The 13,116-nt window shown below is 67.4% G+C and carries 13 protein-coding genes; 7 read left to right on the top strand and 6 right to left on the bottom strand.

From position 1 onward, the window contains the following. Positions 1–19: 19 nt before the first annotated feature. On the top strand, positions 20–757 hold the full coding sequence (locus tag ABY42_RS09320) for an SIMPL domain-containing protein (protein ID WP_004976338.1): 738 nt from the start codon (positions 20–22) through the stop codon (positions 755–757). Between the two features lie 153 nt (positions 758–910). Here ABY42_RS09320 and ABY42_RS09315 read toward each other — a convergent pair whose 3' ends face one another. After that, positions 911–1,888 carry an NOG1 family protein gene (locus ABY42_RS09315; RefSeq protein ID WP_050459275.1) on the bottom strand — a complete coding sequence of 326 codons (978 nt, stop codon included), beginning with the start codon at positions 1,886–1,888 and terminating at the stop codon, positions 911–913. Between the two features lie 212 nt (positions 1,889–2,100). Between ABY42_RS09315 and ABY42_RS09310 the strand changes: the two genes are divergently transcribed. Further along, positions 2,101–2,463: a DUF5518 domain-containing protein gene (locus ABY42_RS09310; RefSeq protein ID WP_004976340.1), complete on the top strand. Its 363-nt coding sequence runs from the start codon at positions 2,101–2,103 to the stop codon at positions 2,461–2,463. Between the two features lie 137 nt (positions 2,464–2,600). Further along, positions 2,601–3,377 (top strand): hypothetical protein, encoded by a 777-nt coding sequence (locus ABY42_RS09305; protein WP_050459274.1) that lies wholly within the window; start codon positions 2,601–2,603, stop codon positions 3,375–3,377. A 39-nt stretch (positions 3,378–3,416) separates the two neighbouring features. Here ABY42_RS09305 and ABY42_RS09300 read toward each other — a convergent pair whose 3' ends face one another. Then, a complete protein-coding gene (locus ABY42_RS09300; protein ID WP_004976343.1) occupies positions 3,417–3,914 on the bottom strand; it encodes a DUF367 family protein in 498 nt (165 codons plus the stop codon). A 112-nt stretch (positions 3,915–4,026) separates the two neighbouring features. Here ABY42_RS09300 and ABY42_RS09295 point away from each other — a divergent pair, with 112 nt between their 5' ends. Then, positions 4,027–4,380, top strand: coding sequence for a nuclear transport factor 2 family protein (locus ABY42_RS09295; protein WP_004976344.1), 354 nt, complete (start codon positions 4,027–4,029; stop codon positions 4,378–4,380). 70 nt (positions 4,381–4,450) lie between these two features. Here ABY42_RS09295 and serS read toward each other — a convergent pair whose 3' ends face one another. Then, on the bottom strand, positions 4,451–5,833 hold the full coding sequence (gene serS / locus ABY42_RS09290) for a serine--tRNA ligase (RefSeq protein WP_004976345.1): 1,383 nt from the start codon (positions 5,831–5,833) through the stop codon (positions 4,451–4,453). A 230-nt stretch (positions 5,834–6,063) separates the two neighbouring features. Between serS and ABY42_RS09285 the strand changes: the two genes are divergently transcribed. The 3 genes from ABY42_RS09285 (at position 6,064) to ABY42_RS09275 (ending at position 11,198) form a co-directional block, all read left to right on the top strand. After that, complete coding sequence (locus tag ABY42_RS09285; protein WP_050459273.1) at positions 6,064–6,972, top strand: MBL fold metallo-hydrolase; 909 nt, start codon at positions 6,064–6,066, stop codon at positions 6,970–6,972. A gap of 188 nt (positions 6,973–7,160) precedes the next feature. Continuing rightward, positions 7,161–9,161, top strand: a complete 2,001-nt coding sequence (locus ABY42_RS09280) for an AMP-dependent synthetase/ligase (protein WP_050459272.1) — start codon at positions 7,161–7,163, stop codon at positions 9,159–9,161. Between the two features lie 129 nt (positions 9,162–9,290). Then, positions 9,291–11,198: a cation:proton antiporter domain-containing protein gene (locus ABY42_RS09275; protein WP_050459271.1), complete on the top strand. Its 1,908-nt coding sequence runs from the start codon at positions 9,291–9,293 to the stop codon at positions 11,196–11,198. A 48-nt stretch (positions 11,199–11,246) separates the two neighbouring features. Here ABY42_RS09275 and ABY42_RS19815 read toward each other — a convergent pair whose 3' ends face one another. From ABY42_RS19815 to ABY42_RS09265, 3 genes are all read right to left on the bottom strand, one after another. After that, on the bottom strand, positions 11,247–11,417 hold the full coding sequence (locus ABY42_RS19815; RefSeq protein WP_004976349.1) for a hypothetical protein: 171 nt from the start codon (positions 11,415–11,417) through the stop codon (positions 11,247–11,249). Positions 11,418–11,670: 253 nt separating this feature from the next. Beyond that, a complete protein-coding gene (locus ABY42_RS09270; RefSeq protein ID WP_004976350.1) occupies positions 11,671–12,804 on the bottom strand; it encodes a thiolase family protein in 1,134 nt (377 codons plus the stop codon). A 130-nt stretch (positions 12,805–12,934) separates the two neighbouring features. After that, positions 12,935–13,114 (bottom strand): hypothetical protein, encoded by a 180-nt coding sequence (locus tag ABY42_RS09265; RefSeq protein ID WP_004976351.1) that lies wholly within the window; start codon positions 13,112–13,114, stop codon positions 12,935–12,937. Positions 13,115–13,116 lie beyond the last annotated feature (2 nt).

The following is a 13,116-nucleotide window of genomic DNA, read 5'->3' as shown; positions in this document are numbered from 1 at the left end:
GAACCGACGTACGGTGGGTATGCAACGACGCACGATTGCTCCGATATTCCTCGTCGGCCTCGTCCTCCTCGCGGGCTGCCTCTCGGCACCCCTGCAGGCGACGACCGACGGCGGCGTAGACGCGACGAACGCGACGACCATCTCCGCGACCGGCACCGGCGAAGTGACCGCCGACGCCGACCTCGCCGTGGTCTCCATCGCCGTGACGACCACCGCCGACTCGGCGGACGACGCCCGCGGCACCGTCGCCGACGACGTGGCCGCCGTCCGCGCCGCCCTCACCGACGCCGGTGTCGCCGAGGACGCCATCCAGACGACCGGCTTCAACATCTACCCCGAGTACGACTACAGCGGCCAGGAGCGCGACCTCCTCGGCTACCGCGCCACCCACACCCTCCGCGTCGAGGTCGCCCCCGACCGCGCCGGCGAAGTCATCGACCTCGCGGTCGGTGCCGGTGCCAGCGAAATCCGCGGCGTCGCCTTCACGCTGACCGACGAGAAGCGCGCCGAACTCCGCGAAGAGGCCCTGACCCGCGCCGTCGACTCGGCGAAGGCCGACGCCGACGCGGTCGCCAGCGCCTCCGACCTGACCGTCACGGGCGTCCACACAGCCACCGTCGGCGGCAGCGCCTCGCCCGGCCCGTACCCGGTCGCCTACGCCGAGGACGCCGCCCGCGCCTCGTCCGGTTCGACCGAGCTCTCGCCCGGCCCCGTGACCGTCTCGGCGACCGTCCAGATGGTCTACGAAGCCGAGTAAGCGACCCCACCCCGCTGACCGAGACCGAACTCCCGGTCTCGACCACCCCCCGCGTTCCCATTTCTCCGACAGCTACCTCGTAGCCACAGCTCTCGTCGAGAAGCAGGTGCTGCGGCAAGACAGAAGCGCCAGAACCGAAAAATCCCGAGTCGCTTACTCGTTGCGCGACGGCGGGATGTCGGGTTCGAACCCGATGGCCTCGACCGCGGCGTCGAGGACGGCCTCGACGTTCTCGCCCGTCTCGACGCTCATGTAGAGGTCGGCCTCCATGTCGGTCGAGCGGTCGCTCTTGTTACAGACGGTGAGGACGGGGATGTCGCGCTCCTCGAAGCGCGCCTGCACGGCGTCGCGGAGTTCGAGCTGCGACTCGATGGGGTAGCCGCACGCCCCGCTGGCGTCGGCGACGAAGATGACGGCGTCCGCGAGGTGTTCGAGGGCGCTCACGGCCTGTCGCTCGATGTCGTTTCGCTCGTCTTCGGGCCGGTCGAGCAGCCCCGGCGTGTCGATAATCTGGTAGCGGATTCGGTCGCGGTCGAAGTGCCCGATTTGGACGCCCTTCGTCGTGAAGGGGTAGCGGGCGATTTCGTTCGACGCGCGGGTCACGTCGTTGACGAACGAGGACTTCCCGACGTTCGGGTAGCCGGCGACGACGATTGCCGGTTCGTCCGGGCGGATGTCGGGGAGGTTCTTCAGGGCGTCGCGCGCCTCGCCGATGCGGAGCAGGTCGTCTTCGACCTCCTCGACGACGCTCGCCATGCGGGCGAACGCCTGCTTTCGGTGCTTGCGCGCGAGGTCGGCGTCGGTCTTGCGGAGCTTCGGCTGGTACTCGCGGGCGATGTTGTCGACCTGCCGGGAGGCCCACATCACTTCCGAGAGGCTCTTTCGGACCTCGTCCACGTCGACGATGGCGTCGGCGAGCTCGTAGTAGAAGGGGTCGACCGTCCCGAAGTCGGGCCACTCGACGACGACGTTTTCGAGGTTGTCGGAAAGGATGTTCGACGCCGTCTGGAGCATCGACTGCTGAGCCTCCAACTTGTTCTGCTTCGCTCGCCCCGTGCGCGCGGCCCGCGAGAAGGCCTTGTCGATGAGTTCGTCCGACCGGGGCGTGGTCGGGAGAGACTCGAAAATCATTGCAGTCCGCTACATGGCCGAGCCGTAAAAGCGCGTCCGTTTGGGGCTCGGCGCTTCGAGCGGTGGATTCGCCGTGCAGGTCTCACGCACGGTTCGACCGGAAGCGAGGGGGTCGCGGGCGACCGGCGCGCGGACGCGGACGTGAGCAAAGCGGTCGAACATCCCCCGCGACCGCCACGAAGTTCTTGCCCGCCCGAGGTCTACGTCGACCCATGACTGACTGGAAAGCTGTCGCCGTCGGTTTCGTCGTCATCGTCGTCGTCGGCACCGGCGGGCTCGCGCTCCCGCTCATCGGCCAAATCGGGGCGGGGCTGCTCGGGGGCTTCGCGGCGGGCTACCTCGCGGGCGGCACGCTCGGCAACGGCGCGTGGAACGGCCTCGTCGCGGGCTCCATCTCGGGTATCGTCGTGACGCTCCTCGCGGCCCTGCTCGGGAGCCTCCTCGGACTCGCCGGCGGGCCGCTGGGCGGACTCCTCGGCGGCGTCGGCGTCCTCGTCGCGGGCGTCGTGCTGACGCTCATCTTCGCAATCGACAGCGCCATCGCCGGGGCCGTCGGCGCGTGGGTGAAAGGATAGTCAGACGAACGCGGCCGCGACTCGGACTCTCCCCGAACGCGATAGTCCCAAAAAACGGGGTTTAGCATGGTGCTAAGTCCGTTATCTCACGTAAACGGTCGCGGGTCTCTAAGGGAGCGGGACCACACCCGACGGCCATGGGTAAGGAGCCAACGCACACCCGTCGAAGAACCCTCCAATCGATTTGCGGCGTCGCCGTCGTCGGTCTCACCGGTCTCGCTGGCTGTAGCTCGTCCGGGGACTCTGACTCGACGACGCAAACGACCGACGCGCAGACGCAGACCGCGACCGAGACGCAGACCACGACGACCGCGAACGAGACGACCGCGAACGAGACGACCGAACAGGCGGAGGAAACAACCGAAAGCGGGCTCGAGGCCGCCGACTTCGTCGAGAACCCCGAGGAGATACACCCGACGCTGGTCGAAGCGACGTCGGTCCCCTCGGACGAGGTGCTGCTCGGCTTTCGGCTCGAAGACTCGTCGCTCCCGTTTACGACCGAGGTGTACCGCGCGCCGGACGACGCCGAGGTGCAGGCGACGGAGACCTACGACACCCAAGACCTCTCGCAGGTCGACTTGCTCCCCGAGTCGCCGCAGGCGCTCGATACCGTCGACACCGACCGCGAGGACATCCACTACGGGACTACGACCGTCGGAGAACCGCTGAAAGTCACGCTCGTCGCGCGCCACGACGGCCAGACCATCGACTGGAGCGCCTGGTCTCGAACCGGCTATCCGTACGACGGCCACGACGAGGAGGACCCCGCGCTCGAGGTCGACTGTTACTGCGGCGGGATGAACTACACCGCGCCGAGCGGCGGGACGTGGGCGCGAGTGATTCAGGTGACGCCGACCGAGCGCGTCGACACCGGGACGACCGTCGCGCTCAACTGGACGTCGAGCCGACTCTGAAGGCGTAATCGACGCGGTTCGCCGCTCCGCGGGCGCGGTCTACTCGCCGCGTTCGAGGTACTCCCGCTGAATCTCCACGACTTCGGTCGAGTCTGCACACTCCGAGTACCGGCGGAGCGGCTCCTCGTTGAGTTCGAGGAACGTGTGGCCCCAGTTGAACTTCGAGAGGATACCCTCGGCCCGCTTCTTCTCGCCGAAGATGACGAGGGCGGCGGCTATCGCCTCGACCGTCGTCAGCTGCATCGGGCGGCCGAAGTTCACGGGGTTGGCGGCGACGAGATAGGGGAGCGCGCGGTGCTCGCCGGGGAGCGAGAACATGGCCTCGCCGGCCGACTCCCACGAGCAGTCGAGCGCGACGAGCGCGCCGGTGTCCGCGTCGGCGGGCGACAGCGCCCTGTCGGCGTGGGGGTTGAGCACGACGCCGTAGGGAGTCTCTCGGTCGGAGCCGTGGAGGGCGGCCATGTCGAAGCGTTCGAGCTTCTTCGCCGTGCACTTCTTCGGGTCGTCGTCGCCCTCGTATCGAACGTGCAGGTCCACAGCCACGATACGCGACTGGCCGAGAAAAGCGTCCCGAACGCGGCGGCGCGCGCGAGGAGTCGGACGGCAGGGCCGGCGTCGGATACTTCCGGTCGGCCGACGAAGAGAGGGCGTGCATCCCGACGCGACGTATCTGGCCCGGCAGTACTACACGGCGCTCGACCACCACGGATACGACATGCTTCGGAACATCCTCGAACCGGAGTTCGTCCAGCACCGCGGCGACATGACGCTCTCGGGGCGCGAGGAGTTCGTCTCGTTCATGCGGGACGACAGGCCGCAGAAGGACACGCGACACGTCATCGAGCGCTACATCCAGTCGAAGTCCGACGACGAAATCGTCGTCCGCGGCCACCTCGAAGACCGCGACGGCGACGAACTGTTCGTCTTTCTCGACCGGTTCCGTGCCCACGACGGGAAGCTCTCGGAGCTGAAGACGTTCGTCAAGTCGTCGACGGCGAACTGACGGGGCGAGTCTCGGGAGAAGGGAGAACGGAGAGAGTGAGAGAGAAACGCCCGGGCGCGGTTCGTCCCGGTCAGTCCTTCTTACCCGCACCGACGGCGGCCTCGCCGACGGGCTCGTGGCCCTCGATGACCTCGCGGCCGCCCATGTAGGGCTGGAGCGGTTCGGGCACGTCGACCGTGCCGTCCTCGTTTTGGTAGTATTCGAGCAGCGCGACCATGACGCGGCCGACGGCCGTGCCCGACGCGTTGAGCGTGTGGAGGTACTCCGCCGACTCGTGGCGCTCGGGGCGGTAGCGGAGGCCGGCGCGGCGCGCCTGGAAGTCCTCGAAGTTCGAGGCCGACGAGACCTCGAGCCAGCGGCCGCCCTGTTCGGGGGCGTCGTCCGACTCCGTGCCGGGAGCCCACACTTCGAGGTCGTAGGTCTTCGCCGACGCGAAGGTGAGGTCGCCGGTGCAAAGCGAGAGGACGCGGTACGGCAGCCCGAGGCGGTCGAGCACTTCGGCGGCCTCGTCGACGAGGGCTTCGAGCCGGTCGTACGACTCCTCGGGCTCGACGAAGTTGACGAGTTCGACCTTGTTGAACTGGTGGACGCGGACGATACCGCGGGTCTCGGTGCCGTGTTCGCCCGCCTCGCGGCGGAAGTTCGGCGTGTACGCCTGGTGCTTCAGCGGGAGGTCGTCCTTCAGGAGAATCTCGTCGCGGTACATGTTCGTGACCGGGACCTCCGCGGTGGGACAGAGCCACAGGTCGTCGTCCTCGTAGTTCTCGGTCTCCGAGCCGCCGATGCGGTAGGCGTCCTCGGCGAACTTCGGGAGCTGACCGGTACCCTCCATCGAAGTGGTCTTGACCGGAATCGGCGGGAAGAGGTCGACGTACTCCTGTTCGCGGTGCACGTCGAGCATGAACTGCACGAGCGCGTGTTCGAGCATCGCGCCCTCGCCTTTCAGGAAGTAGAAGCCCGAGCCGGTGGTCTTGGCCGCGCGACCCTCGTCGATGATGTCGAGTTCCTCGCCGAGGTCGTAGTGGGGCGTCACCTCGTCGGGAAGCTCGCGGAGGTCGTCGAAGCCGACGCGGCGGACCTCCTCGTTGTCGGCCTCGTCGGCCCCGACGGGAACCGACTCGTGGGGGAGGTTGGGCAGTTCCATGAGCGCCTCGTCGAGTTCCGCTTCGAGTTCGTCGGCGCGGGCTTCGAGCTCCTGTAGCTCCGTCTTGAGTTCGCCCGAGCGGTCGATGGCCTCCTGTGCTTCCTCGTCTTTCCCTTCTTGCTTCAACTGGCCGATTTTCTGGCTGACCTCGTTGCGCTCGTGGCGGAGGTCGTCGCCCTCGGCCTTCAGCGAGCGCCACTCGTCGTACACGTCGAGGACGCGGTCGATGTCCACGCCCTCCATGTTACGGGCGGCGAGCGCGTCGCGAACTCGCTCCGGTTCGTCGCGGAGCAGTTGCCTGTCAATCATTGGGCTGTGGTTTCCGGGCGGGCGGGAAAATCGTATCGCATCGCCGAGGGACGGGGGGCAAATCAACGGCGGACGAGCGCGACGAACCCGCATCTGGGGAGCGCGACGAACCCACGTGAAAGCGGCCGCAGCTCCCGGATTCGAGCGTGGAGACCGCTTTGCGGTCGCCCGTAATCAACGCGGGGGGCGGGCGACCGAACGCTTTTCTTCCCCGGAGACGGCCGTCAACTATGGCTATTGGCGACGTCGAACCCGTCCCGGACAGCACGGACCTCTACTACGTCGACAGCGGCATGTACGAGGTGGAGAAGTACGGCTCGGTCTACCTCGTCGACGCCGAGAAACCGGCGCTCATCGACACCGGCATCGCCGCCGACAGAGAGGCGGTCTTCGGGATGCTCGACGAGGTCGGCGTCGACGACCTCGCGTACATCCTGCCGACGCACGTCCACCTCGACCACGCGGGCGGCGCGGGCTACCTCGCCGAGCGCTACCCCGACGCGACCGTCATGACCCACGAAATCGGCGCGCCGCACCTCGTGGACCCGTCGCGGCTCATCGAGGGCACGAAGGCGGCCGTCGAAGACCAGTGGCAGTTCTACGACGAACCGCTCCCAATCGACGAGGACCGCGTCGAGGGACTCACCGACGGCGACGAAATCGACCTCGGCGACCGGACGCTCACGGTCCACCACGCGCCCGGCCACGCGCCGCATCAGGTGATGTTCCACGACGACGGCGACGACGTGCTGTTCGTCGGAGACGCCCTCGGCATCTGGGAGCCGAAGTCGCGGACGCTCCGACAGACCTCGCCGCCCTCGCAGTTCCACCTCCAGAAGGCGCTCGACGACGTGCGCACTATCGAAGACATCGACCCGGAGACGGTCTGTTTCGGCCACTTCGGACCGAAACCCTACGACAGCGACCTCGCCGGAGAGTACAAGCGGGTCCTCGTGGAGTGGGTCGAGGCCATCCGACAGAAACGCGCGGAACTCGGCGACGACGAGGCCGTCATCGACCACTTCGTCGAGCACACCCAGATGGCCGAGGTGTGGGGCGAGCGGAAGGCACACGACGAAGAGCGCCTGAACACCCGCGGCGTGCTCGGTTACCTCGACTACATCGGCGACGACGAGTGACACGAGCGAGTCGGCTGGTCCGGGCGATTCAGGCAATTCAGGCGGTTCGGGCGACTCGGGCGGCTCGGACGGATTGGACGGACCTACCGGCGCGAACGGGTTCGTAATCGGTGTTTCCCCGCGGTATCGCGGGGTTTCAACAGACCGAACGTACATAGTTTTAAATGTTGAATCATTACTAACAGAGCATGGACTGGCGGGACGCGGAGGCGGCGTTCGACGACCCTGTCATCGAGCGGACGACCCTCCCACGGATGTTCGAATCGAGCGCGTCGCGGAACGCCACGCGAGTCGCACAGCGGTACAAAGGCGGCGTCTACCGCCGGTCGCTGGTCGCCGAGGGCGTCGTTCCGGCGGCCCCCGACGGCGACTACGCCGACCTGACCTACGAGGAGATGCGGGGCATCGTCCGTCGCCTCGCGGCGGGGTTCCGCGACCTCGGCATCGAGACCGGCGACCGGGTCGGCATCCTCTCGCACACGCGCATGGAGTGGGCCCAGACCGACTTCGCCGTCCTCGGCGCGGGCGGCGTCGTCACCACGGTCTACACCTCGTCGTCGGAGCGGCAGGTGCAGTACCTGCTTTCCGACCCCGGCGCGAACGCCGTCGTCGTCGAGAATCAGGAGTTACTGGAGCGCGTGCTCGCCGTCGAGGACGAACTCGACCTGCGCTTCATCGTCGTCGTCGACGAGTACGAGGGCCACGAGGACCGCGACGACGTGCTGACGCTCGGCGAACTCTACCGCCGCGGCGAGGAAGTGTACGACGAGGCGGCCTACGAGTCGTGGCTGGACGAGCGCGAGCCCGAGGACCTCGCCAGCCTCATCTACACCTCGGGGACGACCGGCCAGCCGAAGGGCGTCCAACTCACCCACTGGAACTTCCGGTCGAACGTCAACGAGAGCTACCGGCGGTTCGGTCCCCGCCCGGACAAAGGCGACACGCCGGTCATCGGCCCCGACTCGGTCGCGCTGTCGTTCCTGCCGCTCGCGCACGTCTTCGAGCGCATGGCCGGCCACTTCATGATGTTCGCGGCGGGCGCGGCCGTCGCCTACGCCGAAAGTCCCGACACGCTCCGCGAGGACTTCCAGCTCGTCCGGCCGACCACGGGGACGAGCGTCCCCCGCGTGTACGAGAAGCTCTACGACGCGATTCGGGCGCAAGCCAGCGAGTCGCCGGCGAAAAAGCGCATCTTCGAGTGGGCCGTCGGCGTCGGGCAGGCGTACCACACGACCGACGCGCCGGGCTACCTGCTCACCGCGAAACACCGCCTCGCCGACCGGCTCGTGTTCGGGCAGGTGCGCGAGGCGCTCGGCGACAACCTCGACTTCTTCATCAGCGGCGGCGGGAGCCTCTCGGCCGAGCTGTGCGCGCTCTACCACGCGATGGGCCTCCCGATTTACGAGGGCTACGGCCTCACCGAAACGTCGCCCGTCATCTCGGTCAACCCCCCCGAGGAACCGAAAATCGGAACTATCGGCTACCCGCTTCGGAACGTCGAGACGAAACTCGACACGACCGTCGTCGGCGACCAACTCGGAGACGCGGGCGGCGAGGTGGGCGAACTGCTCGTCCGCGGGTCGAGCGTCACCGAGGGCTACTGGAACAACCCCGAAGAGACCGAGGCGGCGTTCGTCGAGGACGACGAGGGCGAGCGCTGGTTCCGCACCGGCGACGTGGTCGAACTCCGGCCCGACGGCTACATCACCTTCCGCGAGCGCGCCAAGCAGATTCTCGTCCTCTCGACGGGCAAGAACGTCGCGCCCGGCCCCATCGAGGACGCGTTCGCCTCCTCGCCGGTGGTCGAACAGTGCATGGTCCTCGGCGACGGCCGCAAGTTCGTCTCGGCGCTCATCGTGCCCAGTTTCGACGGGCTGCGGAAGTGGGCCGACGAGGAGGGCATCGACCTCCCCGACGAGCCGAAAGCCATCTGCCGCGACGACCGGGTGTACGAGCGCATCGAAGCCGAGGTTGAGGCGGCCAACGAGAACTTCGAGTCCTACGAGCGAATCAAGCAGTTCCGCGTCGTTCCCGAGGAGTTCACGGAGGGTAACGACCTGATGACGCCGACGATGAAAAAGAAGCGCCGGAACATCCTCGACCGCTACGCCGACGAGGTGTCTCTCATCTACGACGAGGACCGCCGGAGCGAAGAGCGGCGGGGTGGCGGGCGGGCCGCGACTCAGTGAAGTCGGACAGCCGAACCGTCCCCAGCCGTCTTTTCGCCGAACGTCTCCCCAACTCCGCGGAGATACCGCCCGAGATGTGTGGACTTATCTTCCGTCGTCACATGGACCGAATCAATGGAGGCGATATAAGTGGCCGCAGCAGGAGGGGCCAACCTCATCCCGCTCGTCGCCGCGATAATCGGCATCGGCGTGGTCTCGCAGGTGCTCTCGGACCGGTTTCAGGTCCCCAGCGTCGTGTTCCTCATCGCGTCGGGTATCCTGCTCGGTCCGGAGGTCCTCGGCGTCATCTCTCCCGACTCGTTCGGGAACGCACTACAGGCCATCGTCGGTCTCTCGGTCGCTATCATCGTGTTCGAGGGCGCGTTCCACCTTCGAATCGACAAGCTACGGGAAGCGCCCGCCGCGACGTTCCGACTCGTCACCGTCGGGGCGATAATCGCGTTCGTCGCGACGGGCGTCGTCGTCCGCTACGCGCTCGGCGCGCCGTGGGCGGTGTCGTTCCTCGTCGGCGCGCTCCTCGTCGCGACCGGGCCGACGGTCATCGCACCGATTCTCGAAGTCGTCCCGGTCCGCGACCGGGTCGGCGCGGCGCTCGACACGGAGGGCATCGTCAACGACGTGACGGCGGCCATCGTCGCCGTCGTCATCTTCGAGGCAATCCTCGAAGGCGTCAGTAGTCCCGACGCTCTCGTGACGCTGTTCGCCGAGCGACTCGGCGTCGGCGTCGTCGTTGGCGCAATCGTCGCCGGGTCGCTGTACTACGCGCTCCGGTACGTCGACCTCTCGCCGGGCAACGCGCCGCAGAACGCGCGTCTGCTCGTCCTCGCCGGCGCGCTCGTGTCCTACGCGGCCGCCGACTACGTCGCCACGGAGGCCGGCATCGCGGCGGTGGCGACCGCCGGCATCCTCCTCGGCAACGCGGACGTGCCGTACGAAGAGGAGATTTCGGCGTTCAAAGGCGACATCACGCTGCTCGTGCTGTCGTTCGTCTTCATCGCCCTCGCGGCGCTGTTGGACTTCCAGAACCTCCTGAACCTCGGCGTCGGCGGCCTCGCCGTCGTCGCCGCCGTCGCGCTCGTGATTCGACCGCTGTTGGTCTTCATCTCGGCGCGCGGCGACCGGTTCACGAGAGAAGAGAAGCTCTTCATGAGCTTCGTCGGCCCGCGCGGCATCATCCCCGCGTCCGTGGCCTCGCTGTTCGCCATCGCCCTCCAGGAGGAGGCGACGCGGCTCGCGGCCGAAGGAATGGCCCAGCAGGCCGCAATGCTGAACCAGAGCGCCTCGATTCTCGTCGGCACGGTCTTTCTCGTCATCCTGACGACCGTCGTCTTCGAGGCCGGCCTCGCTCGTCAGATCGCAGAATACCTCGACGTCATCCCAATGCGTGTACTCATCATCGGAGGCGGGAAAGTGGGCCGTGCGCTCGCCGAACGCCTCGCAGACCGCGGAGAGAACGTGGTCCTCATCGAAGAGGACCAAGAAGTAGTCCAGACGGCCCGGAACATGGGCTTTACCGTCCACCACGGCGACGGAGCCGACACGAGCGTCTTACGCTCCGCGGGGGCCGCGAACGCCAAGTTCGTGGTCGCCGCGACCGGCGACGACGACGTGAACCTGCTCGTCGCGCAGTTGGCGAACTCGAAGTTCGAACCCGAGAGCGTCCTCGCGCGGGCGAACAACCCCGACAACGTCGAGGCGTTCGAAGAACTCGGCGTCCGGACCATCTCGTCGACCATCGCCACGGCGCAGGCGCTCGACAACTACATCGAGCGCCCGTCGATGTCGAACTGGATGGGCGAAATCGGCCGCTCCGGCGACGTTCAGGAGGTCGAGGTCACCGCCGAGAAACTCATCGGCCGGACCATCCGCGAAGTCGGCCCCGAACTGCCCGACGGCTGTCTCGTCACGCTCGTCTCGCGGAACGGCGACACGACGGTCCCCAACGCGGAGTTCACGCTCCAGGAGGGCGACCGCATCACCATCATCGGCGAGCGCGAGGCCGTCCGAGACGCAGAAGAGTTAGTCCACCCCGAGTAGCGGCTCTCGCCGCCCGCGACCCGTTATTTTCACGCCGTCTCCGGCCGGTCAGCGCCGCGCCCAGCGGACGAACACCGCCCAGTAGCCGACGGTGAGCGCGACGAGGACGTACCAGACGGGCGCGCCGAGGTCGGGCCTCGGAACGAACCCCGCGGAGGCGGCCCCCGCGGCCGCCAGCGCCGCGAAGGCCCCCGACAGTACGGTCGTCGTGAGATTCATCACCGCGTTGTTCTCGACTTGCGGAGTATGAACGTGACGGAAGGCGCACGTATATTCGTGAGCGATAGCCGAGGTCTGCGGTTCGAGGAACCGCCGACACGCGGTCCACGAACTTCGCTCGCTTCCCGGGACGAATCAGGATAAAAAACGCAGGGCGGCCCTACCGACTGAACTCGATTGCCGCACCGCTGCCACCTTTTTCTCTCGCTCCGCTCGGCAAAAATCTGGACCAAAAAACAGCCGAGTTCCCACCCTACCTGCTGAACTCGATTGCCGCGCCCTGACCGAAGCCGACGCAGAGCGACGCGAGGCCGCGGTCCACGTCGCGCTTCTGCATCTCGTGGATGAGCGTCACGGGGAGGCGCGCGCCGGAGGCCCCGAGGGGGTGGCCGAGGGCGATTGCGCCGCCGTTGACGTTGAGTTTGTCCGCGTCGATGCCGAGTTCGCGGCGGGAGTACTCACATTGGCTGGCGAACGCCTCGTTGATTTCGACGAGGCCGTAGTCGTCGATATCGGTGCCGGCGCGGTCGAGGAGGCCGCGGGTCGCCGGGACCGGGCCGATGCCCATGACCGTCGGGTCGACGCCGGCGACGTTGTTCGTGCCGACCGAGGCGAGCACGTCGAGGCCGTGTTCGTCCGCGAACTCGCGGCTGGTGACGAGGACCGCGGCAGCGCCGTCGGTTATCTGCGAGGAGTTGCCGGCGGTGACGGAGCCGTCGCCGGAGAAGGCGGGGTCGAGGCCGCCGAGAATCTCCATGGAGGTGTCGCGGCGGATGCCCTCGTCCTCGGTGACGACGCCGTCGTCCGTCTCGACCGGGACGATTTCGTCGTCGAACCGGCCCGAGTCGGTCGCGTCGGCGGCGCGCTGGTGGCTCCGGAACGCGAACTCGTCTTGGGCCTCGCGGGAGACCTCGTACTCCTCGGCGACCTTCTCCGCGGTCATCCCCATCTGCAACTGGAAGATGTTGTACTGCTCGCTCAGTTCGGGGTGGAGGTGCTGGTAGGAGTCGCCGTCCATCGGCACGCGGGACATGCTCTCGACTCCGCCGGCGACGATGCACTCGCGGTTGCCGGCGGCGATGGCGTCGGACGCGGAGATGATGGCCTGCATGGAGGAGGCGCACCAGCGGTTGATGCTCGTCGCGGGCGTCCCCTCGCCGAGGTCCGACAGGAGCGCGATGACGCGAGCGACGTTGTTGTCCTGTTCGGTGCGCTGTTGGGCGACGCCCCACATCAGGTCTTCCACGTCGTCGGGGTCGACGTCGTGTTCGTCGAGGATGTGGTCGATGAGCGTGACCGAGAGGTCCTCGCTTCGAACGTCTTCGAACACGCCGCCCGCCTTGCCGAACGGCGTGCGGTACGCGGCCGCGATGACTGGCTCTGGCATGGCACATCATCGGGGTTCGAACACCATAAATAGTTTAGAACTCACTATTCGTCGTGACGAGTTGTTTATCGGGTGGAAAAACGCCGAGAAAGCGGTGAAAGTGGAGACGACGGCACCGAGTCTCGGAGCGTCAGGAACGAGTGGCGGAGTCGCTGTCCGGCCGACCGGGGATTCCGCCGGTACCCGCGTCGGCGACCGTTGGCTCCGCCGGGAAGAGCTCCGGCGCGACGTCGGCCGAGGCGTGCTCGAAGGGCACGTCGTCGGCGCTGGCGGCGTCCGCCGGGTCGTCGGATGCGATGCGTTCGGTCATGG

This window comes from Haloferax gibbonsii (assembly GCF_001190965.1).
Classification (GTDB): Archaea; Halobacteriota; Halobacteria; order Halobacteriales; family Haloferacaceae; genus Haloferax; species Haloferax gibbonsii.
The sequence above is the reverse complement of the archived record's forward strand: the minus strand, read 5'-3'. Positions and strand labels throughout refer to the sequence as shown.